The 25,444-nt window shown below is 69.9% G+C and carries 20 protein-coding genes; 12 read left to right on the top strand and 8 right to left on the bottom strand.

The window, feature by feature from the left end; translation table 11 throughout:
- The first annotated feature begins 230 nt into the window (after positions 1 to 230).
- From casA to ACIPAE_RS37315, 10 genes are all read left to right on the top strand, one after another.
- Positions 231 to 1,766 (top strand): type I-E CRISPR-associated protein Cse1/CasA, encoded by a 1,536-nt coding sequence (casA, locus tag ACIPAE_RS37360; RefSeq protein ID WP_402451588.1) that lies wholly within the window; start codon positions 231 to 233, stop codon positions 1,764 to 1,766.
- On the top strand, positions 1,763 to 2,575 hold the full coding sequence (locus tag ACIPAE_RS37355; RefSeq protein ID WP_402451585.1) for a type I-E CRISPR-associated protein Cse2/CasB: 813 nt from the start codon (positions 1,763 to 1,765) through the stop codon (positions 2,573 to 2,575). The genes casA and ACIPAE_RS37355 overlap by 4 nt, the downstream gene beginning before the upstream one ends.
- Positions 2,572 to 3,831 (top strand): type I-E CRISPR-associated protein Cas7/Cse4/CasC, encoded by a 1,260-nt coding sequence (gene cas7e, locus ACIPAE_RS37350; RefSeq protein WP_402451583.1) that lies wholly within the window; start codon positions 2,572 to 2,574, stop codon positions 3,829 to 3,831. The genes ACIPAE_RS37355 and cas7e overlap by 4 nt, the downstream gene beginning before the upstream one ends.
- Positions 3,828 to 4,697 carry a type I-E CRISPR-associated protein Cas5/CasD gene (cas5e, locus tag ACIPAE_RS37345; RefSeq protein WP_402451582.1) on the top strand — a complete coding sequence of 290 codons (870 nt, stop codon included), beginning with the start codon at positions 3,828 to 3,830 and terminating at the stop codon, positions 4,695 to 4,697. Before cas7e ends, cas5e begins: the two co-directional genes overlap by 4 nt.
- The gene (gene cas6e / locus ACIPAE_RS37340; protein WP_402451580.1) at positions 4,667 to 5,317 is read left to right on the top strand and encodes a type I-E CRISPR-associated protein Cas6/Cse3/CasE; all 651 of its coding nucleotides are present in this window, start codon (positions 4,667 to 4,669) and stop codon (positions 5,315 to 5,317) included. Before cas5e ends, cas6e begins: the two co-directional genes overlap by 31 nt.
- Before the next feature lie 56 nt (positions 5,318 to 5,373).
- A complete protein-coding gene (locus tag ACIPAE_RS37335) occupies positions 5,374 to 7,059 on the top strand; it encodes a Mu transposase C-terminal domain-containing protein (protein WP_402451578.1) in 1,686 nt (561 codons plus the stop codon).
- Positions 7,059 to 7,832 carry an AAA family ATPase gene (locus ACIPAE_RS37330; RefSeq protein ID WP_402451576.1) on the top strand — a complete coding sequence of 258 codons (774 nt, stop codon included), beginning with the start codon at positions 7,059 to 7,061 and terminating at the stop codon, positions 7,830 to 7,832. Before ACIPAE_RS37335 ends, ACIPAE_RS37330 begins: the two co-directional genes overlap by 1 nt.
- A 233-nt stretch (positions 7,833 to 8,065) precedes the next feature.
- Entirely contained in the window at positions 8,066 to 14,317 is a 6,252-nt protein-coding gene (locus ACIPAE_RS37325) for an AAA family ATPase (RefSeq protein WP_402451670.1), read from the top strand.
- Positions 14,265 to 14,915: a hypothetical protein gene (locus ACIPAE_RS37320; RefSeq protein ID WP_402451574.1), complete on the top strand. Its 651-nt coding sequence runs from the start codon at positions 14,265 to 14,267 to the stop codon at positions 14,913 to 14,915. The genes ACIPAE_RS37325 and ACIPAE_RS37320 overlap by 53 nt, the downstream gene beginning before the upstream one ends.
- 225 nt (positions 14,916 to 15,140) lie before the next feature.
- Positions 15,141 to 16,556, top strand: coding sequence for a restriction endonuclease (locus ACIPAE_RS37315; RefSeq protein ID WP_402451572.1), 1,416 nt, complete (start codon positions 15,141 to 15,143; stop codon positions 16,554 to 16,556).
- A gap of 329 nt (positions 16,557 to 16,885) precedes the next feature.
- On the opposite strand, the gene ACIPAE_RS37310 is transcribed toward ACIPAE_RS37315, so the two are convergent.
- Entirely contained in the window at positions 16,886 to 17,086 is a 201-nt protein-coding gene (locus tag ACIPAE_RS37310; RefSeq protein WP_402451570.1) for a hypothetical protein, read from the bottom strand.
- A gap of 159 nt (positions 17,087 to 17,245) precedes the next feature.
- Between ACIPAE_RS37310 and ACIPAE_RS37305 the strand changes: the two genes are divergently transcribed.
- Positions 17,246 to 17,581, top strand: a complete 336-nt coding sequence (locus ACIPAE_RS37305) for a relaxase domain-containing protein (protein WP_402451568.1) — start codon at positions 17,246 to 17,248, stop codon at positions 17,579 to 17,581.
- Between the two features lie 267 nt (positions 17,582 to 17,848).
- Here ACIPAE_RS37305 and ACIPAE_RS37300 read toward each other — a convergent pair whose 3' ends face one another.
- The 3 genes from ACIPAE_RS37300 to ACIPAE_RS37290 form a co-directional block, all read right to left on the bottom strand.
- The gene (locus tag ACIPAE_RS37300) at positions 17,849 to 18,055 is read right to left on the bottom strand and encodes a hypothetical protein (RefSeq protein WP_402451566.1); all 207 of its coding nucleotides are present in this window, start codon (positions 18,053 to 18,055) and stop codon (positions 17,849 to 17,851) included.
- Positions 18,052 to 18,900, bottom strand: coding sequence for a hypothetical protein (locus tag ACIPAE_RS37295; RefSeq protein ID WP_402451564.1), 849 nt, complete (start codon positions 18,898 to 18,900; stop codon positions 18,052 to 18,054). The genes ACIPAE_RS37300 and ACIPAE_RS37295 overlap by 4 nt, the downstream gene beginning before the upstream one ends.
- A gap of 983 nt (positions 18,901 to 19,883) precedes the next feature.
- The gene (locus ACIPAE_RS37290) at positions 19,884 to 20,369 is read right to left on the bottom strand and encodes a GNAT family N-acetyltransferase (RefSeq protein WP_402451561.1); all 486 of its coding nucleotides are present in this window, start codon (positions 20,367 to 20,369) and stop codon (positions 19,884 to 19,886) included.
- On the opposite strand from ACIPAE_RS37290, the gene ACIPAE_RS37285 reads away from it, so the two are divergent.
- On the top strand, positions 20,359 to 20,835 hold the full coding sequence (locus ACIPAE_RS37285; protein ID WP_402451559.1) for a hypothetical protein: 477 nt from the start codon (positions 20,359 to 20,361) through the stop codon (positions 20,833 to 20,835). The genes ACIPAE_RS37290 and ACIPAE_RS37285 overlap by 11 nt on opposite strands.
- Positions 20,836 to 20,986: 151 nt before the next feature.
- Here the strand turns inward: ACIPAE_RS37285 and ACIPAE_RS37280 are convergent, their stop codons facing one another.
- From ACIPAE_RS37280 to ACIPAE_RS37265, 4 genes are all read right to left on the bottom strand, one after another.
- A complete protein-coding gene (locus ACIPAE_RS37280; RefSeq protein ID WP_402451557.1) occupies positions 20,987 to 21,274 on the bottom strand; it encodes a hypothetical protein in 288 nt (95 codons plus the stop codon).
- A gap of 776 nt (positions 21,275 to 22,050) precedes the next feature.
- Positions 22,051 to 22,794, bottom strand: coding sequence for a hypothetical protein (locus tag ACIPAE_RS37275; protein WP_402451554.1), 744 nt, complete (start codon positions 22,792 to 22,794; stop codon positions 22,051 to 22,053).
- Positions 22,795 to 23,453: 659 nt separating this feature from the next.
- Positions 23,454 to 24,605 (bottom strand): caspase domain-containing protein, encoded by a 1,152-nt coding sequence (locus tag ACIPAE_RS37270; RefSeq protein WP_402451553.1) that lies wholly within the window; start codon positions 24,603 to 24,605, stop codon positions 23,454 to 23,456.
- Complete coding sequence (locus ACIPAE_RS37265) at positions 24,602 to 25,072, bottom strand: hypothetical protein (protein ID WP_402451551.1); 471 nt, start codon at positions 25,070 to 25,072, stop codon at positions 24,602 to 24,604. Before ACIPAE_RS37265 ends, ACIPAE_RS37270 begins: the two co-directional genes overlap by 4 nt.
- Positions 25,073 to 25,444 lie beyond the last annotated feature (372 nt).

The following is a 25,444-nucleotide window of genomic DNA, read 5'->3' as shown; positions in this document are numbered from 1 at the left end:
GGATCTGTACTGACCTGGGTAATGTGACAGGGCGTGACTTTCGGCTCTGCTGTCGCACCGGCCACGCCCGAACCGCCGCCTCGTGCGGTGCGGTTCGGGAGCGGCCGGGCTCGCCAGGCCCCGGGCCGTCGGGTCGCGTACCGGTCCTCGCACGACGGAGGTGACCGATTCCTCCCCGCCCATCAGCCCCCGCCGACCGCCCCCGATATCCCGTCGACACCCGCCCGTGGGTGCCGGTCCGAACCGGCGAACACGTAGAGCCTGTCGGATTGAGGGAACTGTTCTGCCGCGCCCACCAGATCCATGATCTTGCGCTTCCCCACGCCCCCGCCACCGCATGCCTGCTGCGGGTCCTGGTGGCGATCCTTGCCCGCCTGACCGGGCTGGACCAGCCCGGCACCAGCGTGCAGGAGTGGAACCAGCGCCGCACCGACCTGCTCAACACCCGCGGCGGCCTGGACCCGGCCGGTATCGACGCCTATTTCGACCGGTACACCTGGGACGCCTTCGATGCCGAGCGTCCCTGGATGCAGGACGCCTCGCTGGCCGACCAGTGCCGGGCCCCCTCCGGGATCAACGCGCTGATCATGGGCCGGCCCTCGGGTCACAACCTGTGCTGGTTCGAACCGGACACCGACACCGATCCCGCACCGGCTCCCACCGACCAGGCCCTGTGGCACCTCCTGATCAACCACTACTACGGCAACCCGGGCCGGCAGACACCGCGCACCGTAGGAGGCACAGCGAGCGGCCAGGGCTCGGCCGGCCCGCTGCGCGGCACCCTGTCCTTCCACCCGCTGGGCCGCAATCTCCTGGAGACCCTGGCGTTGGGCCTGCCGCCGCTGACCGACGACGAGAACACCGTCGCCGACGCCTGCCCCTGGGAAGAGCCGGCTGTCCCCGATCCCCTGGCGCCACTGCCACCGGTGACCTGGCCCGGCAGGCTGCTGACCGGCCGCTCCCGGCACGCGGTCCTGCTGGTACCGGGAGCCGACGGCACCACCGTCACCGACGCCTACCTGACCTGGGCCACCCAGCAGCCACGGCTGGAGGCAACCGACCCCTACCTGGCCTACCGCACCGACCCCAAGGCACCGGTCGAAACGCGCCGCGTCCCGCGCCTGGCGGAGACCGGCCGCTCGGTCTGGCGCGACCTGGACGCGCTGCTCCTGGCCGGCGAGGAGAACTCCGCCAGCCCACGCCCGACCGCCTTCACCACCCTCAACGACCTGCCCGCAGACGTCCGCGACGCCCTGCGGGTCCGCGTGATCGGCTTCGACCAGGACGTCGGCCTGGTCAAAAACCGCCTGTGGTACAGCGCGCTGACCCCGCCGATCTGGAACTGGGCCCAGGAACACGACCCGGACACCGCCCGCAGGATCCGCGATTGCTGCACCATCGCCGAACAGCTCGGCCACCTCCTGGGCAAGGTCGCCGGCCGCGCCTGGAAAGAGATCACCTCACCACCGGCCGCCGCCCGCCCGCACAAGCCCGGCGCGAAGGATCCCGCGTGGTCCGCACGCGCCCGCGCCGCCTACTGGCCGCAGGCCGAAGCCACGTTCTGGCGCCTGATCCACGACACCCCCGACGCCCCCGTCCGACCCGCGTTCGCCGCCGACGCGGTGCGCGCCCTGCGCACCGTGTCCACCGCGAGCCTGTCCCAGCACGCCCGAGCCGGCGAGGTCCTCGCCGCCGCCATCGCGACCCTGCTGCGCGACCCCGCAACCCCCCGCACTTCCCGGCGACCCCACAAGGCCCCCGCATGACGACAGCTGCCGAACACCGCGCCGACCACGACCTGTTCATCGACACCGTCCACGGCCTGTGCCAGGATCCCGGTGCCCGCAGGGCGATCAGCCGCAGCCGCGGCCGTGACCTGAGCCACTGCGCCGACGCCCACTCCTACCTGGCCGAGCACGTCTTCCGGCACCCCATCCGCAAGTACGCACCGCGCGCCCACTACACGGTGGCCGCACTCATCGCCGCCACCAGCACCCCGCACACCCCCGACCAGCCACCACCGCAGGCCCCCCTGCACGCCGGGACCGCCGCAGGCACACCGCCGCCCACCCCGCTCCTCCCGGTCACCCCGGCCTCACCGCCGGCCGCCGGTTTTCCTCCCCGCACTCCCCAAGGCGCCGCCGGCAGCCCGGCAGACGACACGGCCGACAGCGCCGGCACCGCCGATCCCCCCGGCACCGCTGCTTGGGGACCGGCCGGTGGTACCACCAGCGGGTCCGAGGCGGCCCGCCTCACAGGGCAGGCATGGCGGCGCCGCCCCGACCTGGGCCGCACCCTCGCCGAGGCCGTCCTGCGCCGCGCCATCGCACACGACAGCGCCACCCGCCGGCTGAGGGCCCTGGGAAAGCTCAGCACCGACCTGCTCCACCCGCGCCTGCCGGCCCTGGCCAAGCTCCTCGACCAGGCCGGACTCGACACCGACTTCGCCGTCCTGCTCGACGACCTGGTCTGGTGGGACACCGACCGGGCCCGTATCACCAGCGCCTGGACGCTGTCGTTCCACCTCGCCGTGGGCGGCGACACCCCAGCCCTCACCGACCTTGCGGAGACATGATGGCCTCCCGTTTCCTCGAACTGCACATCCTGCACAACGTGCCCGCCTCCCGCCTCAACAGCAACGAGGACGGCGAACCCAAAACCCTGACCTACGGGAACGTCGTGCGCGCATGCGTGTCCTCCCAGTGCTGGAAACACGCCGTGCGCCACGCCATCGAAGAGCAGGCCCAGGAGTACGCCGCCCGCACCCGCAACCTGCCCTACCGCCTCACGAAGCACCTGATCGGCGACGGCTGGCCGCCGGACCTCGCGGCCTTCGCCGCCGCGGAAGTCGCGCGCTGCGCCGGACCGAAAGGCCTTGCCCCCGGCAGCGACCCGCAGGCCACGGCAACCATGCTCTACCTTCCCGCCGACGTCCTGACCGGCCTGGCCGCCCTGTGCCAGACCCACCGAGGCGTCCTGACCCAAGCCGCGAAGGAAGCGGCCGACCGCGCCCCGCAGGCGGCCCCCGACACGCCCCCGCCTGCCGTCCGCAAACCCGCCGGCAAGAAGCGCCGCACCATCCCGGACACGCGCCTGCTGCCCACCGCCGACGTCAACGCCCTGCTGACCGACCGCACCGGCACCATCAACCTGCTCGGGCGGATGCTCACCGACATCCCCGGCGGCACCGTGTCCGGCACCGTCGACCTCGCACCGGCCTTCAGCGTCCACGCCGGCGACCCGCAACCCGACTGGTTCACCGCCGTAGAGGACTGGCCCCGCCCCGGCACATCCGGCAGCGCCCACATGGACACCGCCTACTTCACCACCGCGACCCTCTACCGCTACGCCTGCCTGAACATCACCGACCTGCAGCGCAACACCGGAGACCTCGACCACGCCCGCCGTCTGACCGCGCTGTTCACCGAGGCGTTCATCCTCAGCATGCCGCAGGCCAAACGCACCAGCACGGCCCCCCACACCCTGCCCCACCTGGTCCACTACACCATCCGTGACCGCCGACCCGTCTCCTACGCACCCGCCTTCGAACAGCCCGTCAAAGCCCCGCGCGCCGGCGGCTACACCACCCCCGCCCTCCAGACCTTGTGCGCCTACGCCGCCGCCACCGACCGGCTCCTGGGCACCGCCCACCGCCACGCCCACGGCTACACCACCTTCGACGACGGCGACCTGCCCCTGGGCACCGCACACCGCGGCTACGACGACCTCATCGCCACCTGCACCACCGCCGCCTTCACCCCCACCCCGCCACCGGCCGCAGGCAGTCTCGACATCCCCCTGCTGCCCGCACAGGCAGCCGCCGCATCGTGAGCGCACTGCTGCTGCGGCTTGCCGGACCGCTCAGCTCCTACGGCAGCGCATCCTCCTTCCACCGACGCGGCACCCACCCCCATCCCACCCGCTCCGCCCTGATCGGCATGTTCGCCGCCGCCCAGGGCAGGCCCCGCCAGCGCGCCCTGGCCCCCCACCACGACCTTCCGGACAAGCCCAGTTACCACGACCTGACCTTCACCATCCGCGTCGACCGTCCCGGCAGTCTCCACACCGACTTCCACACCGTCGGCGGCGGCCGCCCCCATGGCGAAGGCCTGCGCACGAGCAAAGGCGGTTACCGCAGCGCCGACCGCTCCACCCTGGTCACCCGCCGCGACTATCTCGCCGACGCGGTCTTCACCGTCGCCGTCCAAGGCCCCCAACCTCTGGTGGAACGGATCGCCACCACCCTGGAACACCCCATCTGGGCCCCCTACCTCGGTCGCCGCTGCTGCATCCCCGACGAGCCCCTCGTACTGGCAGCCTCTGCCCCCGACCCCGTCACCGCCCTGCGCACTGCCGTGCCCCTCAGCCTGCCCGCACCCCCACCGAGAGGTGCTACCACCACGCCCGTCGGCTTCATCTGGGAACAGCACCCGGAAACCACCGTCGCCTGCCGCCACCACGAACTGCCCCACAGCCCCCTCGACCTCACCCCCGGCCAGCGCACCTACACCACCTACTCGGTGTGGTCCACCACCGAACCCCTGCCGGCCGATCTGTACGCAGGCCCCCAGCCTCTGCACGCCCTGACGGCCTACCGGCACGCCCACCACCGCGCCGACCGCACCCCCCACCACTTGCTCGACCACCTCCTCGATCAGGAGCCGCCATGCCCGCCGTCCTCGACGCCGGCCCGCTGACCGCCACCCTCACCCGCATCCGCCTGCGCCGCAGCAACCCCCACGCCCGCCGTGACCTGCTCGACACCGTCGCCCTCCACAAGACCGTCATGCGCCTGGCCCCCGACAACCTCGGACCCCACCCCCGCCAATCCTCCGGCGTCCTCTTCCGCCTCGAGCCCGGCCCCGCCCCCACGCTCATCGTCCAGACCACCCACCCCCCGCTGCTGCACCACCTGCCAGACGGCTACGGAACCGCACATGTCCACAACCTCAGCCCGATCCTGTACCTGCTGACCTGCGGCATGACGGTCCGCTACCGCATCACCGCCAACCCCATCACCATGCAGCCCCACCCCACCGACCCCGACAAGCCACAGCGCCGCATCGCCCTCAACGGAACCGACGCCACCGCCTGGTGGACCCGGCGGGCCACCCGCGCCGGACTGGCCATCCACACCACCGACGCCACCATCCGCGCCTTCCACCGCCGCGACCCCGCCGGCCCCTGCCACTCCCTCATCCAGTTCGACGGCCACGCCACCATCACCGACGCCGACCAACTGCGCCACGCCCTGACCCGGGGCATCGGCAAAGCCAAGGCCTACGGCGCCGGCCTGCTCACCCTCGCCCCGGCCTGACACCCCGGCCTGACAACGCCCGCCCCTGGCCCAGCCAGCGCAGGAGCTACCCCCGCATGCCCGCACACATCCCCGCGCAGGACATCGAACTGCGCATCGAATCCGTCCGGCACCTGTTGGAACTGGAACAGCAGAACACCGACACAGCACCCCACCGCAAGATCGTCGCCAAGTCCTACGGCGTCGACGAAAAGACCGTGAAGCGGTGGATGGACAACGCCCGCGCCCACGGCGGCACCTACACCCCCGCCCAGCGCAGGCGCTTCACCCTCACCGCCAACATGATCGACGAAGTCGCGATCCAGCGCGGAAACATCAATGCCACCTTCCAGCGCCTGACCACCCACCCCTACGAAGGCGACCCTCCGCTGCCGTGCCTGGCCACCTTCTACAGCGCCGTCAACGCCGCCTTCGACAAGGCCTTCCTCGATGGCCTGCGCCACGGCGAGTGCGCGGCACGCCGCTACGCCGTCCACGGCCAGGAGATCTTCGACCACCGCAACCAGGTCTGGGAAGGCGACCACGTCCAGGCAAGCGTGTGGGTCAACGTCGACGGCCGGCCCGTCAAGCCGTGGATCACCTGGTTCATCGACGGCTTCACCAAAGTAGTTCCCGGAAAATCCATCACCCCGGGGTTCCCCAACAGCGGCTCGATCATGGCCGCCGCACGCGTCGCTCTGGCCCGCGGCGGCCCCTACAGCCCCTTCGGAGGCCGACCCAAGACCGTCCGCATCGACCGTGGCGCGGACTTCCTCAGCACGGTCGTCAGCCAGGCCTTCGGCAACCTCGGTGTTCCCCTGCACCCGCTGCCGCCCCGCAGACCCGACCGCAAGGGAACTGTCGAGGGCCTCAACAGCGCCGTCAAGTCGAACCTCTTCCAGGGCCTGCCCGGCTTCGTCGACGACGCCCCGCCAGGCAAGCAGCCCCGAACCCGACCCAGCGGATCGGAAAAGCCCGCCAGCACCGACGGCCTGATGTCCTTCAAGGACTTCGTCACCGAGGTCGAACGGTGGATCGACGAATGGAACCACCAGCGGCCCAAACCCCACCTGGGCGACCGCACACCGGCACAGGCATGGGACGACGACCTCACTGTCATCTTCGATATCGACGCCGAAGCCCTCCACACCTACACCCTCGCCGGTCCCGACAAGCCACGGAAGATCACGAACAAGGGCGTCACCTGGAAAAACAACCGCTACATCGCGCCCTGGATGAACGACGACGGGTTGGCCGGCACGCTGGTCATGCTGCGGCACATGCCCAACCAGGACCGTGAAGTCGAACTGTACGACGCGACTACCGGCAAGCACCTCGGCTCCGCCGTCGCCACCAATCAGGCAACCCCGCAACAGCGCCGCGAGGTACGCCAGGCCGCCGACCGCAAAGCCACACAGATCCGCCGCAAGCGTGACCGCGCCGAACAACTCCGCATCGAGCGCCACGCCCCCGTCACCGACCCCCAGCACCCCCAGTACGCCCAGGCGATGTCCCACGACCAGGTCCAGCAACACCTGCACGAACTCGGCGAACCCGAACCTACAGCCGGCCCCGCCCTGCAGCACGACCTCCTGCCACTCCCCGTACCGACACCCATCTGGGCCACCACCGGACCGGCCGAACAGGCACCGAAACCGCCGCGGCAGTACCCGGCCGAGCCCTTCCTGCCGCTGCCGCCCCCGACCGCCTCCTGGGGCGCAACGTCCGAGCCGCTCGCAGCCGATCCGGAAAGCGACCACTGATGCCCGAAGCCCCCGCCGCACCACCTTTCGACCTGGCGTCCTACCTGAAAGTCCCCGGCGCCAGCCTCGTGCCCACCCAGGCCGTCCTGCGGACCCAAAAAGACCTGACCACAGCCATCCACGGACACAAGATCATGTGCGTATACGGCGACTACGGCACCGGCAAGACAATCACCGTCGGCGTCACCCTGCACGACCTCGCCCCAGACACCACCGTGCCCGTCCAACCCCTGGGCACCGGCATCAAAGCCTTCAGACACGCCCTCGCCACCGGCCTCAACGTCCCCGGCGACCTGACCAGCGACACCGCCCGCGACGCAGCCATCCTCGCCGTCCTCGCCCAACGGCCCCACACCCTGCTGTGCGACGAGGCCCAGCGACTCGACAACCGCAGCCTGGACTACCTGCGCGCCCTGTACGACAGACGGGACCTCCACCTGTCCATCGTCCTGGTCGGCGCTCACGACTTCCGCCGCAAAATGCTCGCCCGGCCCGCCTGGAAGAGCCGCATCAAGCTGTGGACCAAGTTCACCCCCCTCACACCCAACGAAGTCCTCGACACCGTGTACAAGTTCCACCCCGTCTGGTGCGCAGCCCCTGCCGCGGACATCCCGGTGATCGACGACGCTGGCTGCCACGGCAACTTCCGGGCATGGGCCGGGCTCACCGACGAACTCACACGGGCACTGGAGGAAAACCCCGAACTCACCTACAGCCTCGAGCTAGTGCTCTGGCTCCTGCGCAAGATGAACGGCTTCGACGGGCCGGAGTAGAGCTGCGGTGGCCGCAACGCCGGCTCACGCCTTCGCCAGGCTTGCTCATCGATTCGGCTACCCGACGGGTGCAGGCGCGATCTGAAACAATTCCCGGTGACTGAGGAGGGGACATCACGGGAGCGCGACCGTCCAACGCCGGTGACGACTACCACTTCTGGTGGGCCTCTAGGCGGGCCCTGGCCCTGATCGACCCGGCGAGCACGCTACGCGTGCTTACGGTCGAGGGCTTGGTGCACGTCGATGATCCCGATGACACCTATGAGGCAGCCGATGTCGCCGAGTACTTCGGCGGCAAGGACGCCACGACGGCCACCGCGCTCGTCATCTCCCAGCTCAAGCACAGCACCACCAGCCCCGACAAAGCGTGGACTGCGTCGCGGCTGTGCCAAATCAAGCAACGCACCAGCTCGGTGACCGGCAAACCGACCGGCACCGCCCGCGCGATCATTCGCGACCTCGCCGACGTCTGGACCAAGTTCGCCAAGGTCCACGGCCGAGACTACGCACTGCGTGTCCTGACCATCCAGCTGGTCAGCAACCAACCGGCCGACGCCCGGCTGGCGCGGGCGGTCGAAGCAGCCAAGAAGGCCATCGCCGCCACCCGGGGGACCCTCCGGGCGGCTGCTCTGCTCAGCGCGCTCACCGACCAGGACCGCACGGTCATCGACACGCTCTACCAGAGTCTGAAGGGCGACCTGGGCAGCGGCGGCTTCTGCGACTTCCTGACGGTGCTGGACCTCTCGGACTGCGGACAGCAGGGCCGCGTGAGCCTTGAGCTCGCCGTCCGCGCCGCGATGTCCGCCCACTCCCCGGACCAGCCCGACACCTCCGCGCTGAAGCTGTTCGACCTCATCCGGCGGCACGCCCTTCCTGACCTCGCCCACCGGCCCGGCATCCGCCGCGCGGACGTCCTGGCCGCCCTCGGCGTCCCCGGGGCCCAGACCCTCTACCCGGCCCCGCCGATGCTGGCCGAGGTCGACGACCCGCTGCCCGCGCCCAGCGCCCCCGAGATCGCAGCCGCGGCCCTCGCCGCACCCGGCGCGCGGGTCCTCGTCCACGGCGGCGCCGGAGCTGGCAAGTCCACCACCATGACTCAGCTCCAGGACAGCCTGCCGCCCGGCTCGGTCGTTGTGATGTACGACTGCTTCGGCGCCGGCGGCTACCTCCAGTCCGGACAGGGCCGCCACAGCCCGCGCAGGTTCATCACCCAGGTCACTAACGACCTGGCGAAAACCTGCGGAACTCCGCTGCTCCTGGAAGCATCCCGCGACGAGGAAGATCTGTGGGAGCAGTTCACCCGCACGCTCCAGCAGGCCGTCGACACGCTCCCCGAGACCGGTCGTCTCGTCCTGGTCGTCGATGCCGCGGACAACGCCGCCACCGCCGCCGAACGTAAGCGGGAGCGAGGCTTCATGCCGGGGCTGCGCGACCTGGGCCTGCCCGACCGGACGAGCCTGATCCTCACCGCCCGCTCGCACCGCATCTCCCAACTCACCGAAGGCACCACCGCGACCGTCACGCTGCGCCCCTTCGACCCCTCCCTGTCCGGCGCGCACCTGCGCCGCTATGCGCCCGGCGCCACCGACGCCGAAGCGGCGCTCTTCCACGAGGCGACCGCAGGAAATCCCCGGACCCAGTTCTACGCGCTCAGCGTTGCTACGGCCCAAGGCGACGGGATCCCCGGCATCCTCGCCCAGTGCCGCACCACTCCGGATCACCTCTTCGAAGACCTGGTCAATTCGGGACTCCAGACCACGGGCACCGACGCGGGCGGCCTCCGATGGCTCGCGCTCCTGGCTGCCCTGTCCCGCCCCGTGCGGATCGAACCGCTCGCGCAGGCCCTCAACGTCACCACCGCCCAGATCACCGCCTTCGCCCACGGCCTGCAGCCCGGTGTCACCCTCGAAGGCGAAACCATCGCCTTCCGGGACGAGGACTTCGAGGCGTACGTCATGGGCGTGCTCACCGACGACGACCTTCGCGAGGCCCACCACCGCCTCGCCGACCTGTTCCTGGCAACACGCGCCACAGATCCCGACGCTGCCACGCACGTGGCAGACCACCTCTACGACGCCGGCCGCGGGGACGAAACCATCGACCTCGTCCTCGACGAGCCCGCGCCCGCCGGCATCCTGGACGGTTTCGACCGCCTTGATGTCCGCGACCGCCGTCTTGACCTCGCCCTGCGGGCAGCAGCCGACAACAGCACCGGCGTACAGGCCGCACGCCTGGTCATCCGAGCCTGCACGGCCACGTTCTCCACCACCGCGCTGACAGAACTGCTGCGCACCCGACCAGGCCTCGCCGCCCGCTACAGTAACCGCCCGACCCTCGCACGCCGCCTGGTACGCGACACCTCGCAGCCGTGGCTCGGCCCGGCCCACATTCGCGCCGCAGTCGTCCTCGCCCAGGACAACGCCACGCACGCGCAGGCCCGCGAACACCTGCGCAACGCCGAAGCATGGCTGCAGCGCCGAACAGACCTGCCCTCCCACAAAACCTGGGGTTGGTCCCTGGAACCCGAAGACCTCGCCGCCGGCGTGTACGCCCACTACCTGCTGTCAGGCCCCGGGGCTGCGGCCCACTGGCTCAGGCGTTGGACCAGCCCCGCCGACCTGCTCGACACTGTGGCAGCCCTCGCCCTCACGACCGCCCCTTCCACCACTCCGCGGCAGGCACGGGTCGACCTCGAGTCTCTGAACATCCCGCCGCTTTACCACGCCCCCTTCATCGCGCATCTGAGCGACCGACTCGACGCCTCGGACAGGGCCTGGATCGACGTATGCGTCCAGGCGTGCCTGGACAGACCAGCCGCACAGGCTTCCACTTGGCAGGTCCAACTGTGCGAGAGCGCCGCCCAGCACGGCGACCGCACCCTCGCGCGGCGCCTCACCGAGCACTGGCTCCGTCCCACCTACGACTTCCCGTCCGAAATGCGGCACTCGCAGGCGGGCACCGTTCTGGCACTGCGCCAGCACGCCCTGCTCGCTGTCCTCGACGGCCGCGACCCGGACATCACCGCCTGTCTGCCCAGTCACCTCCGAACAGACCCCAATGACCGCACCGGCAGCGACCGCCACTCCTACAACCGGCGGCAATGGCTGGACCACGCCACCCCGCTGCTGCGCATGTGCATGCTCCGGGCACGGGCGCTCCTCGCCGAGGGCGCCGACGCCCTCCCGTCCGCCATCGCTGAGGAACTCCGGCGGCAGGACGACAGCGTCGCCCACCGCTGGTTCCGCGGCGCGAAGACGTACCGGGCGTGGGCACTGCTGGCCACCGAGGCGATCCTCGCAGCCGGCACGCACACCAGCGACCCCAGCCTGCTCCACGACCTCGCCGACCGCGGCCCGGTCCTCGTCCACGGCCAGGCCCCCTGGCTGTGGCTCGACATGGCCGCCACCCTGAACAGGCGCAACACCGACCCGACCCTCGCCGCAGACCTGTGCGAACGGGCAGCCACCCACGCTCAGGAACACCAGCACACCGCGGTGGGCCGCGTCGACCTCCTCGCCACTTGCGCCCAATATGCCGGGCAGGTGTCACCGCATCTCGGTGAGATGTACTTCGCCCGTGCGACGGAAGCCGCCGCAGGGATCGACGATAACGGTGCCCGCCTGCTGAGCGCACACGCCCGCCTTGCAGCCCGGGGCGCCCCTGCCTGCTCCGAGCAGCAGGCGACCGACCTCGCTGAGCGACTCCTCGTGGCAGGGGAGGCCGCAGCCGACCATGCCGCGGACGAGGATGCCGTCCCCTATCAGAACCTGCTGCACGCAGCCGCCGCCCTCAGCCCGGCCACCGCCTTCGCGGCCGCGAGCCGCTGGGACGACGAAACGCGCCACGCCCTCGCGGACGCCGTCACCCCGCTGATCACCGCATCCGTCGCCACCGGATTCCTCACCCCCCAGGACGCCTCTTACTTGCAGCACCTGATCGACGACCCCGAACAGCGGACCGCAATAACCCTGACCCTGCTCGACGCCCTTCCAAGGGACGCCCAGCGGATCAGCTTGGCCCGCAGGGAACTGCGACGCACCGCCCGATGGCTGCGCTCCAGCGTGCCCGCGGTCCAACAGCCCGGCCTCGCCCAGGACCTGCTCGACTGGGCGCAGGACAACCGCGTCACCGACAGCGAACTGCACGCCATGCTCGATCCGGTCACGCCTTTCCGGACCGATGACGAGTTTTCCCAGCGCCGCCGGCAGGCCTTCGCGAGCCGCATACGCCAGGCCAAGGCACCCGCCGCCGGCGCACCCGCATGGAGGCGGCTCGCCGACAGCGCCTTTCTCGACGGTCTCCTCCAGACCTACCCCGACCGCCAGGAGCTGGCGGAGCTCATCGCCGCAACCGTGCACAACACCCCGCCCCAGGAGCGCATCCAAGCCCTCGACGCCACCGTCGCCCTGATGGGCAACCACGAGATCGACACCTGCGCCGTCCTGAGGGCGGTCGCCGAACTCATCCGCACCTGGCAGGCATGGGCCGGCGTGCGGTCCTGGGCCGCCCAGGCACTGCCCGGCATCCTGAACCGCCACCTGCCGGAGCTCACCCACGGCGCCGGACCGCGCCTATTGCTGGCAGCGCTCAGCGCCTTCGCCACGACACAGACCCTCTGTGGCGACCTCCTGGCCGCGATCCACGAGCACCGGCCGCACCTCACGGCCGAACACATGCTCAACCTGGCCCTGATCTTCGCCGAACTCGCCGAACCGCACGAGGCGGCCGACGCCGCCGCCCGTGAACTCCGCACCTTGGTCCCCGCCGCAACGCCACCCGGCCCGAACCTGCCGCCGGCGACCACGCCGGCCGACGTCATCGGCTCGCTGCTGTGGAGCGCGTTCGGACATCAACGCAAGGCTGTCCGCTGGCAGGCCGCCCACGCTGCCCGCGGCCTGCTCCTCGACACCCACAGCCCCCTGTCCCCGGCCATCGCCGACCGCCTGGCCACATGCCTGCACAGCACCACCGCAGGAGCTTTCCGCAGCCGCGACCTCCACTTCTACTGGCTGTCGGCCCGTGTGTGGCTGCTCACCGTCCTGCAACGCGTGGCCGACGACAACCCTGCCGCTCTGGCCCGCCACCTGCCGGTGATCGCCGCGACCGCCACCGACCGCACCCTCCCGCACGCCCAGATCAGGGAACTCGCCCGCACCACCGCGCTCACCCTTGCCGCAGCCACCCCCGGATACGACACCGGCGACCTCGCCTGGGCGAACCGCCCCGCTGCCTGCCACGCACTCCGAGGCCGACACCGCCCCCTCGGAGACGAGAACCGCAACCGGACCGGCGCCCGCTACGCCTTCGATGCCACCGATACGCTGCCGTACTGGTTCACGCCCCTGGCCCGGGTCTTCGGCGTGGACATTGCGGAGGTTAGCGAACGGGCCGAACGGTGGATCGTCGAGGAGTGGCAGCTCTCCGAGGACGACTGGATGGCCGACATCCGGGAGCTGCGCGACGAGGAGACCGCCGGACGCATGATGCACCGTCACGGGTCCATCCCGCCGGAGGAGGGCCTCCACCTGTACATGGAGTATCACGCCATGATGCTCGCCGCTGGCGAACTGGTGGACTGCGGAACCCCGGTGAGTATCGGCAGGTACGACGAGGACGAGCACGACCCGTGGATGTACTGGCTCTCTGGGCATCTCCCCGTGTCCGCCACCGGCTGGCGCGCCGACCTGCGCTCCGCGATCCCGGCAGAGCCCGCCCTGTTCGGCACCCGGCCGCTAGACAAGTGGCTCGGCACCCGGCCTACCGACTTCGACGCCCTGCTCGGCCTGACAGAAGGCGCCCTTGCGGAACACGTGTGCGTCGCGGCGAGCACCGACGTCGCCCACCCCGACGAACGCGGCACCGTCTCGATCAGATCGGCACTCGTCGGCCCGGCCCACGCACGAGCGCTCCAGCGCGCCCTCCAGGCCGCGAAGGACCTCTGGTCGTGGAGACTGCCGATGCAGGGTGACACGGAGGCCGAGGTCGACCACGGGCCGTTCCGGCTGCGCGGCTGGCTTGCCGCGGGCACCTACGAGCGCGAGAGCCTTGACGAGCTCGATCACCAAGCTCGCGGACTGGCCTGGGAACTCCCCCTCCCAGGTGACGAGTTCCGGCGGTGGGCCGCGTGCACCGTCGCCTCCACTGGAGACGCCCTGCTCGATCCCACGGGACGCCGCCTGGCACGGACCACGCTGTGGTCCGACGAGGACTTCGACGCGCGCCACCGTATCCAGCGAGTCCAGTCTTCGGGCTACCGCACCACCGTCGTCCGCCAGCGCCTGCTCGGATTCCTCGCCGCCACCGGCATGCAGCTCATCGTGGAGGTACAGATTGACCTCAGACCGGACGGCCCCGCACAGGCCCGGACCCAGCGAAGCAGGCTCTACCTCGTCGACGGAGCCGGGCGGGTTGATACTCTCCGACACCGACCTGATGAAGCTCGGCGAGAAGATCCTCCACGAAATGGACGCCACCGCAACCGGTGACACCCTCACAAGGTGGCTCGCCCACCACATCGCCGACCTCATCACCACGGCCGACCATGCACGGACGGCCGGAACGGCAGAGAAGGCCGCCCACGCGGCCGAGCAGTGCCGCCGTGCCATCCTCGACCTGTGGGCGCACCGCACCGCCTGGCCGAACGGGTGGCCGCCGCCGGGAGCTAGGCGAATGGCGGAGATCCTGAACAACATCGACGAACCTGCTTTCGGATTCCAGCAAGGCAGCAGACTCTCTGCACTTCAGCGGCTCCACCACCAAGTCCTTGCGGCACTGGCCGACGAGGGGTCTGCAGGCGAACCGGTCGACGCCGAACAGGACTGGCTCAAGTCCTACGGACAATTGCTCGACGTCGACGAACACGCGCTGCTGGCGCTCTATGCGGGCCGTGACGACCGCGCAGGCGCCTCCGCCGAAGCACCCGGGGCGAAGCAACCTGCCGACGCGGACCCCCGCCCGGACGGGCCGACCGGTCCGGCCCTACAGGTCCATCGCGCCGTGGAGCTGGCAGACAGGTATCGCCAGACTGTCAGCTCACTGCTCGCGGATGACGCCAAGGACACGCCGCCCAAGCCGCATTTGTGACGGAGTAGCGATCATGAGGGGGTTGGTGACTCTGGTCTGGTGTCCCGGGTGGACTCTTTTAGACGGACAGAGTGGGGGAGGAGCGGGAGCCCGCTGCTGCTGGTCGATCGGATCCTCCTCAGCCCCAGCATTCGACACCGCAGCAGGTTCGACACCTCGTGAGTTGCCTGCGGATGTTCCTCCTCGGGGGCGGAAGCCTGCTGTCCAGGCGCAAGAATGACGGCCGTGAACGATGGCGAACTGCGGGACCTGCTGACGCGATACCAGCAGCTGAAGGACATGCCCAAGGGGGCGGAGACCTGCCGCGGGCAGCGCTTCAATCTCTTCCTGCGCGATCTGCTGCGCGCCTGGGGGCTGGAAGCGCACTCCGACCAGCGGGGCATCCGCAACCGGGACGAGACCGATGTGGGCTTCTCCGTAGGCCGCGCCTATTACATCCTCGAGGCGAAGTGGGAGCGCAAGCCGATCAATCTGGATCCAGTCGCGAAGCTCTATCTGCGGCTGAAGGTCCGCCCACCGGGAACGGCCGCCGTTCTCGTGTCCATGTCCGGCTTCACCAAGCCCGTCCACGAGTTCACCGAGTACCACCCCGAGATCATTCTCCTGGACCGCACGCACATCGAGGCCATGCTCACCGGCCTGGTCGACCCCGACCAGCTCCTGCACTTGCTGTTCTCCTGGACCAGCCGGCGCGGCGGCTCCCACGTCCCGCTTGAACGCCTCATGCTCAACCCGTATCCACCGGAGCTCCCGCGCTGGACCGATCCGAGTGGCAAGCCTGGCGTGTCCTACCTGGCCGATGGAGTGCGCGCCCAGGCGCTGCTGGTGACCGACGAACCTCCTGCGCTCACCTTCACCGGCATGACCGCATCTGCCGATGGCGCCATGCTGCTCACCTGCGACCAGGGCGTGATGCGCCTGGACCCGGACACGAGGAAGACCAACTGGGAGCTCCCATTGAGCAGCTGCTCGGGTTCGGCCCTTCTCGGATCGGACGCCAGCTTCTTCACGGCGTGCGAGTCCGCGGTTGTGCGCTGGGACAGCCGTGCCCTGACGGCTGTGGCCGGCGCGTTCAAACCGCGCAGTCAGCTACTCGCGGGACCGGACGGCGAACGTTGGATGTTCTCGACCACCGGCCCCACCGGGCGTGTCTGGAACGGATCGCACACCCTGACCCGCCTCGGCAGCCGCGCGGGGGAGGAGAAACCTCACCCGATCGAGTTCGGCGGCCAGATCAAGCAGGTCGCCATCACCGGCCGCAACACCCTGTACATCGCCTCCAGCTACTTCGCGGGCGAGCTGGACATCACCGATGAGATGCGCCTGGACCTCCCGCCGGATTCGGACCAGGCGTTCCAGGCCGCTCCCCTCAGTGACGTCACCGCCCTCCACCCGATCGGCGAGCACGCCATGCTCAGTCTCGGCCGGACTGACAACGAAGTGGCCCTGTACAGCACCGATCTGGGCACTCGGGAACACACCCGCCTGCTGCAGGTCTCCGCCGCGGCCGCCACCGCCCTGACCGCCCGCGATGGCGTGTACTACCTCCTGCTGCACGCGTGGGACACGGACTGGCGCCCGCACACCGCCCTCACCCGTCCAGTGCTCCTGCGCATCGAACTACCCGGAAGCACGGCGTAGGGCCACCGCGCAGGGCGGGTGCACCCCGGCCAATCGCTCCAGAGGAGGCGGCCAGCGCGTGACAGTGGCACCGGTCCGCGGCGCCGTCCGGGCGGAGGACACGTCGGTCCTCCGGGAAACACGAAGCCCCCGGCGGGTGCCGGGGGCGATGGTGGTCGTCCGTGTGGAAGCGAGGCGGGTGACGTGGTGCGGTCAGCGGGGGCGGGCTGTCGGAGCAGAAGCGGGTTGGCGTGCTCTGGGTACCGGTGGAGCCGGAAGAGACGGTAGAAGTGCAATTTCGGGGCAGATGAGACTGCAGTGGTTGCGGCGCAGCACTCGCACGGCCGGGATCAGCTCTCGTAGCGGGCGCGCATCAGGTCCGCCCACTCGTGCGCGCGGAGCATGTCGCTGGCGCAGCGGTCGCAGTGGGGCACCGAGTCGATTCGTGTCGGGTAGTCGGACTGGGCTGACCGGACCGTGGCGGTGACCCGCCGGGTGAGGCGCCGGTCGCACAGCGGGCAGAGGTCTCCGTGGAGCAGTTCGTTGGCCATGCGGCGCACTGTGCCCACGGCCGCGGACTACCGTCGCGTGCTGCCGGTTCTGCCCGCCTGGCGGGAGCCGCTGGGGAAATCCGGTGACGGTCTCCCGCCTGGCGGGAGGGACCCGGGACCGGGCCGTGCTGCCGGTCGCGCGCGGGGTTGCACAGCCGGGTGCTGAGCGAGTCGAAGGTCGGATCGGGTGCCGGGCGGCGGTACCTGTTTCGCGGTGTGATGGTTGGCGACGGCCGCCGCGCGGCGGGGACGCCGCTGCGCGCCGCTCAGGATGAGGCGGGTGTCCCGCCCGGCTTCTGGACGGGCCGGGGCCTGGCCGGGCTGGGACTGGTGGCCGGGTCGGAGGTCACCGAGCGGCAGGCGGAGCTGCTGCTGGGGGAGGGCCGGAACCCGAACGCGGACCGGATCGATGCGGAGCTGTTGGGGGCGGGCGTCGATCCGGCGGCGGCGCGGCGGGCGACGGTGCTGGGACGTCCTGTCGAGCAGATCAGCTAGCCGTGGCTGGCGATGGATCTGGTGTTCCGGCTGCCGGCCACTGTTCAGGTCGTATGGGCGCTGGGTGATGACGAGGTCCGGCGGGTGCTGGAGCTGTGCCAGGTCCTGGACCACCCGATGGCGACCTGCTGTACGCCGTTCTGCACAAGCTGCCGGCGTGCTGCGTAGCGCGCGGCAGCGGAGCGGGAGCCGCAGGGGCCGGTGTCCGGTGGCGACGGGCTGCACAGTACGGCTGTGCAGCCCGTGCGCCCACGCACGTGACAGCCCTCAACTTACGAGCGGCACGATGATCGCTAGCAGGGCGATGCACAGGGTCATGAAGCTGAGTGCCACGATGCTCCCCCAGCCGATTGCCCGGTCGACCGGGGCCTTGAGCAGACGGGCGATGCCGAACCCGATGAGGCCGGCGAGCGCGGAGAAGAGGATGCACATGCCCAGCACGAGCATCAGGACCACGAGCAGTTGCACGGTCACGCGGCACCCCGCTGCTTGCGGTGGCGGTTGCCGGCCTTGGTGTGAAGCTGCTCGGGGAGCCAGATACGCCGCTGGCGGGCCGCGTCGTACAGGGCGCCACGGAAGCGGGTCTTGCGCATCCGGACCGCCGCATGGGTGAGGCGCAGCGCGTCTGCGATCTCGGTGTCCGCGTACCCTTCGACGGTCATGCGGATGACGGCCTGAGTGACCGGCGGTTGCTCGTTCAGGATGTCCTCGAAGTTGGTGCTGAGGACGGTGGCCTCGGGCTCGGAAAGGTAGCCGGCCTCCAGAAGCAGGCCGAAGAGCTTCGGGTTCGCGTGCGCGGCCTCCTCCGAACCGTCGTACAGCGCGTGCTGCTTGGCCCATTGCTGGCGGTCTTTCGCCCACCTCGTGTACACGCGGCGAAACTCCCAGATGCACTGGCCCACGAAGTACGTGGTCAGGCAGCCGGCCCTCCGACCGTGTTTGTAGTCGGGATTCCACCCGCCCTTGACCAGCGCATTGCGGCGGAACGACGTCCGCGCCCGCATCACCACGTCGACGAGGATCTCGTCGCGGGCCCGGGGGTCCGAGTGCAACAGCGCGTAGTCGTCGGGGTGGATCCAGAACGGGAGGCCCCGCTCCGCGCACCACTTCAGCGCGGTCCGGGGGAGCCGGCCGTCGCGGAGCATGCCGCGCAGGATCGGCCAGGCCTCCCGGCACAGCTCGTTCTCGAACACCCCGTAGGCCGGCCCCTCGAAGCCGCTCGAGGCCAGTTCGCTGACCCGAACGGCGTCCCTCCGGATCCGGGCCGACCGCTCGGCGGACAGGCCGTCGTCGACGGCCTCCGCGACCTCACCTGTCACATGCATAAAAATATCTCCGTCTTGGACCACTTCCGCCCTGACCGCGCCCTTTCTGCGCGCCCGAAGACCAGCAGTCATCTGGTTGTACGGAGTCATGTGCAGAGTAGAAGTGCGAATGTCACACGGTGCGAAAATTTTTTGTGCGGCGGTTATTCAACCGCCGCAGATTGCTGAGCGCGCTCCCACCGGAGGAGCTCCGGCGCCTGGTCCTCGAGGCCGTCGACCCGTACGTGGACCGCGACATCCTGGCCCGTCAGGTCGCCCGCGAGGTCCTTCGGGGCTGTGCCGGGCAGATTCGGCACGCCTGCGGCACGGCCAGCCTACGCGCGGGATGCACTGAGGCGGAGATCATTGCCATGATTCTCCGGAGGTGGCGCTACGCCCCGGGCGAGAACCTCGCACGCTGGACCAAGCAGGAGTTCGCGAACGAACTCGTGGACGGTGAGGACGGCCGCGAGCGCTACGAGGCGTACGGGCGAGTGGCGCTGCACAACGGAAGGCCGGCGCCCGGCTCCCGCCCCTGTGCGGAGGCGTCGGTTGCTCCGGCCACGACAGCGCGACGCCCTGGCCGGAAACCCGCGCGCGCTTCCGCGCCCAAGGGCCCTGCGTCGACGCGCAGTAGCCTCTGCTGGCCACCGGCCAGCAACGGGGATGGACAGGGTCGCGTCCCGGTCGCCAGGGAACGTGCAGCGCCCCGCGGGCCACTGTCGGTGGCACGCGGGGCGCGAGTGTGCGAGCCGGCGGCGATGCGGTCTTCATGGGTGAGAACACCAGGGGCCCTGTGTGGGGTGAGGTCAGGGCTGGCGGGTAAGGACGTGGCGTTCCCATTGGTCGTGCCATTCGGCGTGGGCGGGGGAGTCAGGGGAGGGGACAGTCCACAGGAGTGCGGGAAGTTCGGTCTCATGGACGCCCCATGAGGCATCGTCGCGTACCCCGCTCAAGGTGATCTGGCGGGAGGAGCCGACGATGACGCCGGCGATAGGCTACTCACCTGCGGCGTCAGCCGCGCCCTTCACAGCGAGCATCTCCGAGACCGGGCAGCCCCATGCCGCGCCCGGTTCGGCGGGGCCGTAGAGCGTGAACCCGCACGCCTGGAAGAACGCCTGCCGGTCAGCTGCGTCGGCGCCGTCCTGCGGCACCAGGGCCAGGAACGTGTCGCCGGCTTTCTGGGCCCGGCGGGCGATCTCGGTGAGAAGTGCCCGCCCGACCCCGCCGCGACGACCGGTAAGGGCGACGGCCATCGTTGAGATGAACGTCTGCTCGCCGGGATGCGCCTCCCGGCCTTCGTCGTGCCCGAAGTCGCAGTGGAGCTGGAACTCGGCGACCCCGACGACAGACCCGTGGAGCTCGGCCACGACGACGTCCAGGCCCTCGGGGTCGTAGAACCTGCCGTCTCCCAGATGATTCGAGTACAGCAGCTCCTCCACCACCGAGTAATCGGCTTGGACGATGTCACGGATGAGCGGCATGACCCAAGTGTTCCAGGGACCGTGGCCCGGAGGCACCGTCTACGGGCGCCGATGTCTACGAGCGCTTTGCCTGCTGGCCTATGGTGTCGACTCTGGCAGAGGTGCAGAGCATTACGCTCCTTCCATGTGGAGTGAGTCGAACAACTATGGCTTCGAGAACGAGCTGGACTACCTGCGGTCGATCAAGAAGGACGACAGCTATACGTTCACGTACCCGTTCAAGTACATCGCTAAGAACTACGGGAACGACAATTACGACATCGGCACAGCGGACATGGTGGTCCGGGTCCAGTGGAACGACGCGGAGGCCGGTTACACGGTGGCCTACGACGTCCCCGAGATGGACAAGATCGAGCCCGCTGAGGGGAACGGCGATGCAGCGAGCTTCTACGAGAGCGACGTTTACTGGAGGCTCGTGAGCGACCTCGACGGCATGGGGATCAGCTCCGAGCTTCGTGCAATCTAGGCACGGTTGGCTTGCCATCGCAGACGTCACCGGGGCCAGTTGAGAATGGAGCACCACGGCGATAGCACTGCGCTACACGTCGCCTGGTGGCGGCCGGACTCGCCCGGCACACGCTGCTCATCGCGTGCACGTTGGGGGACGTGGCGGCGGACTACTTAGGGTCGGTGTAGCCGTTCAGCCCCAGGGGGGTGGGAACCAGGGGACGACCGTCGTCGGGAGCGTCGGCTCGGAAGAGCCGGTAGTTCATGTCGTTGGCGGGGCGCAGAGTGACCTGGGTGCCCGCGCCCTGGCCGGAGTCCAGGGCACGCAGAGCCTCCCGGGCGTTGTCGGCGTGCAGCTGCGGGTGGAACAGGTGCACGAGTTCGATGTCGAGGGTGTGCCCGCCGACGGTGATCTCGAAGCCGGGGGGGACTGACCCGCACGTACTGGGGGCGGTCACCAAGGATGGCGCGAAGAGCCGGATGATCTTGGCCGGTGAGCGTGAAAGTGAGGGTTCGGGCGAAGGGATACGCCACGCAGCGACCCTCCACGACCAGCCGCGCGATCCGGACGTGGATGCGTTCCACGGCGGTATACGTCAGCGGCGTGGGGAAGAAGCTCTCGCAGTGCTGCTGCAGGACAGCCCAGTCCGACAGGTACAGCAGCAGGTGCTCGACCTCGCGCACATGGTCCGGAGTGCCGCTTGGCGCCAGTGTTCCGGCACCGGCGCTCGTGCCGTCGAGGCTGAGGTGGAACGCTCCACCGCGCAGAAGCCGCTCGTACAGCCGCATGATCTTCAGCGCCTCTGCGGGCTCGTGGCCTTCCAGATCGAAGGAGTACCTGAGCGTGCCGGCGGTGGTGTCGTCGAAGGGCAGCAGCATCTGCAGCCGAGCACTGTGGACGTCGGTATCGACCGAGGCGCCCACCCCCCCCGGAGCCGACATTGCTCAGCCGCCCGGTGTAGCGGGCGGCTGAGCCGCAGTCGGAGGCCAGGAAGGCCACCTCGACAGGGGTTCCGACGGGGGCGGATGTCGGGGGGGCTTCCAGAGCACCTCGACGTCGGTGACGGTCCGTGACAGCCACGAGGGCCCATCGATGGTCAGGCATTCCACTGCCTCAGAGGGCAGCCTGACATCTTCGGCGGTTCCGAATCCGAGCGTGCGGGTGATGGCCGCAGTGAGGTCGGCACTCATCGCCCCCGGTTCCTGGCCACACCCGCAGGGGTCGGCGTGGCCGTCAGTGGGGGCGTTTGCCGGTGAGTTTGTGCCAGCGGTCGTGGGCGGCGTTGAGTTCGCTCTGCGCGGCGTGGGGTCGGCGGTCTTGGCGTTGGCGGCTGGTGACTTCGGTGAGGTGGGCGCGGGCTTCGTCGTGGAGGCTGGTGTCTGCCCGTGCTCGGGCGAGCTCACCTTGTTTTTGGGTGATGAGTTTGTCCGTGCGGACGCGGTGGGAGCGTTCTTCGGCGACGGCGTTTTCCAGTTGCACGGCGAAGCGGCGCACGTCGTCCGCGTCGTGTTCGGCGTGCAGGTAGGACGTGTGGCAAGGGTCGCCGTCGGTCGGTGTGAGGTGGATAAAGTCCTGCTGCTGGGCGTGCTCGAGGTGGATCGCCAGTCCCTGCAGGGGTATCTCGCGGTCGTCTTTGATCACGGCGTGCTGGTGGAGAGTGAGGCCGCCGAGTTCGGCGACTTCCTGTCCCCGGCCTGGGTGCCGGAGGTGGTGGATTTCCTGCTCGATGCTGCGAACCACGGCGCGGTGCCGGCGGTCGGCGCGCTCGATCCCCGCGTGGGCTGCGTCGAGTTCCTTCTTCGCCTCGCGGGCCAGGTCGCGTGCCGGGCGGCGGGCCTTGTCGAGGTCGTTGCGGGCTGCGGCGTGCCGCGGGTGGAAAGCGTAGGCCCAGCCTCCGGGATAGCTGTAGAGGCGCCAGAGCGTGTAGGCGCCCCCGCCCACGGCGAGCAGGACTAACAGTCGGACGAACTCCCTCATCTTCCCTCCCGTTGCGATGTGCTGACTGCAGATGTAGCGCGTCGGGCTGCCCGGCACTGGCCGTTCTGGGGAAGAGCGCAGGTTCGCTTTGGCGTCGCCCGGTCCGGCGGCAAGGGGGGACTGTCAGTGCCTGCTGGTAGACCGGAGTTCCGGGGGTGCCCTACGGCGCCTTCCGGACAGGCTGGCAGGCCATCGCGCCACCGAAGGCAGTTCGGCGTCGCGATGGCCAGCGCGGATGCTTAGGCGTACCAGTAATTTCACTTTAGGTAGTCAATGAATTCCGCCAAATCGGTTGATCTACGGGCGAGTTGGCGAGCTTGTTGCCACACTTTGTGATGGTGGTGGGTGGTCCATCGCTGGCAGTTGGAGGGGGAATTCGTGTCGCAGGGTTCACAGCGCTACTACCGGGCCGGGCACTGGGTGGAGAAGTCCGGCGGTTCGCGAGGCCGTCGGTCGGTGAAGAAGCCTTTGTCGACGGCTGCGGTGGTGGGTCTACTGATCGTGGGGGCGTGGCTGGGGCTGTTCTCGCACGGATCGGCGGACGGCTCTACCCCGCACCCCGCACCGTCGGCGTCTGCGGGCCGGTAGCAGGCCGCAGCCCGACTCCGACCCGTCCGGGCGGATCGCTTTGGCGCACGGTGACGTACGCGCTGTTGGCATCAGGCTTTCGGACCTGGCCGGCGGCTGGTCCTGCTGGACTTCCACCACCGCGGGCGGGCGGCCTCCCGGGGCGGCGGTGGGACTGGGTCAGCGACGGGCGGGTCTGCCGGCGGCGGGGGTAGGGAGCGCAGCCGTTCCCAGGCGTCCTGCCAGGCGGTGGTCTCCTCGTGGGCCAGGCCGCATGCGGTCAGATACGCGCCGGTCGTCGCCCATCTGGCCGGGAGCGTCGCGCGGTTCAGGAGGGAACTGACGGTTCCGGGGGAGATGCCGGCCGCTTCGGCGACGTGGCGGACCTGCTGGCCGGCGACGGCCCGGACCTGGCCGAGACCGTCGAGGAAGTCCTGCGCGGTGGTGAAGTGCTGCGGGTCCGGCCACGGTGATGGCGCTCGCGGAGCCGGTTTGTGCGGGTGTGCGGGTCGGGGCTGGTGGGCTCGGTTGCGGGCCAGGACGAGTGAGCCGGCGGTGTTGCGATCGCGCTTGTGCGGCGCCGGACGGCCCTTGGCGGCCAGTTGCCGGCGCAGGTGCCGGTAGACGGTCTCCAGGTCGAGGTCGGGCGGCCCGTCGGCCACCCCTTGAGCCAGACAGTCCAGAAGCTCGCCGGTGAACGCGGTGTGGGTCTCGCCGGGCGGGGCGAGTGCGGTGACGTTCTCGCCGGCGGCGGCCAGCAGGTAGCTTCCGTCGATCTGCGCGGTGTCGATCAGGTCGCCGGTTCCGCTCATCAAGCCCAGCGCCCGGCCGCTGAAGCAGCAGTCCAGGATCAGCACGTAGCGCTGCGCGCGGCCTTCGGCCATGGCGTCGCGCAGCCACTGGTAGGAGATCCCGGTGTGACTGCGGCCGTGCTGCGAACCGGGGAGGCCGAGCAGCAATTCGCCGCGGCCGTCGATCAGCCCGTGGCCGCCGAAGTAAAACAACAGAGTGTCGGTGGCCTCCTGAGCCTGCTGCCAGAGCACGTCCGCCACCTCGTTGCCGTTGTGGGGTTCGGCCATGACGATGCAGTGCTCCGGAGGCAGCCCCCAAGCATCGGGTGATGCCAGTGCCGCCGCCAGGGCTGGCAGATTATTGGCCACCGAGGGCAGCGGTTCCAGGAAGGTGTAGTTGCTGACCCCAACCAGCACCGCCCGCGATGCCCCGGCGTCCGGCCGGCCGGTCACCCCTCCCGTCCCTCCCCGTCATCTCCGGTACCGGCAGTGGCCCCGCCGCCGCCATCTCCGCTCGTGGCCCGGTCAGAAGCGGCATCCTGTCGCTCGTTGCCCCTGTCCGCGTCATCGGCAGGGGCGATCTGGACGGCTTGCTGGAGGAGGACGGCGATCCGCGCTGCTTCCTCCGGGTTGCCGGACGGAACGGTCACCTCGACGTCGCCGCGGCGGATCGTCACCTGCGGGCTGTCCGCCCTCGTCTGACGCCATGTCATCAGCGACAGTATGAACGAGGCGGCCTGCCAGCCGTTGTCGGTGATCATCTGGACTGCCTCGACCCAACTGCCCATACCCCCCGGCCGGGTGGGCGCCTGTTTCAGCGACACCTCGGTTTGGCGCAGCGACGGCTCGCGGCGCAGCCAGTCGTGCAGAGAACGCAGATCGGCCTCGCGGCCCTCACCGACGACGACCTCCGTGATCAACTGTCCCCCTCACATTCGGACGCGACCTTCGCCCGGTCCCTACGGGCATCCTTCCGGCTGTCGGCCGCTGCTGCCAGGGCGCCTGCCGGTTTCGGGCACCGCATCCGCGTGGACGGGGCTGGCGCGCCGACGCGGAATCGTTCCAACCCAACTCCTGCGGTAGTCGAGGTGCACCTGGATCTTCGTCCGGTGGCAGCAAGAGGTCTGACGGCCTGTATGTCCTGCACGAAGGACTCGCCTCGTGTCAGCGGAGCGGGCGCTACTTCCGTGTGAGGCTCACGTCGTGTCCCGGTCCCGGTCCCGGACCTGGCCGGACAGCATCACGTCTCGACATCGCGACCGAGCTGTACCCGGAGCGCGGTGGGGCTGGAC

Source organism: Streptomyces sp. NPDC087270, from assembly GCF_044744625.1.
In the GTDB taxonomy this organism is placed as follows: Bacteria; Actinomycetota; Actinomycetes; order Streptomycetales; family Streptomycetaceae; genus Actinacidiphila.
This window is presented reverse-complemented; position numbering and strand designations above follow the sequence as displayed.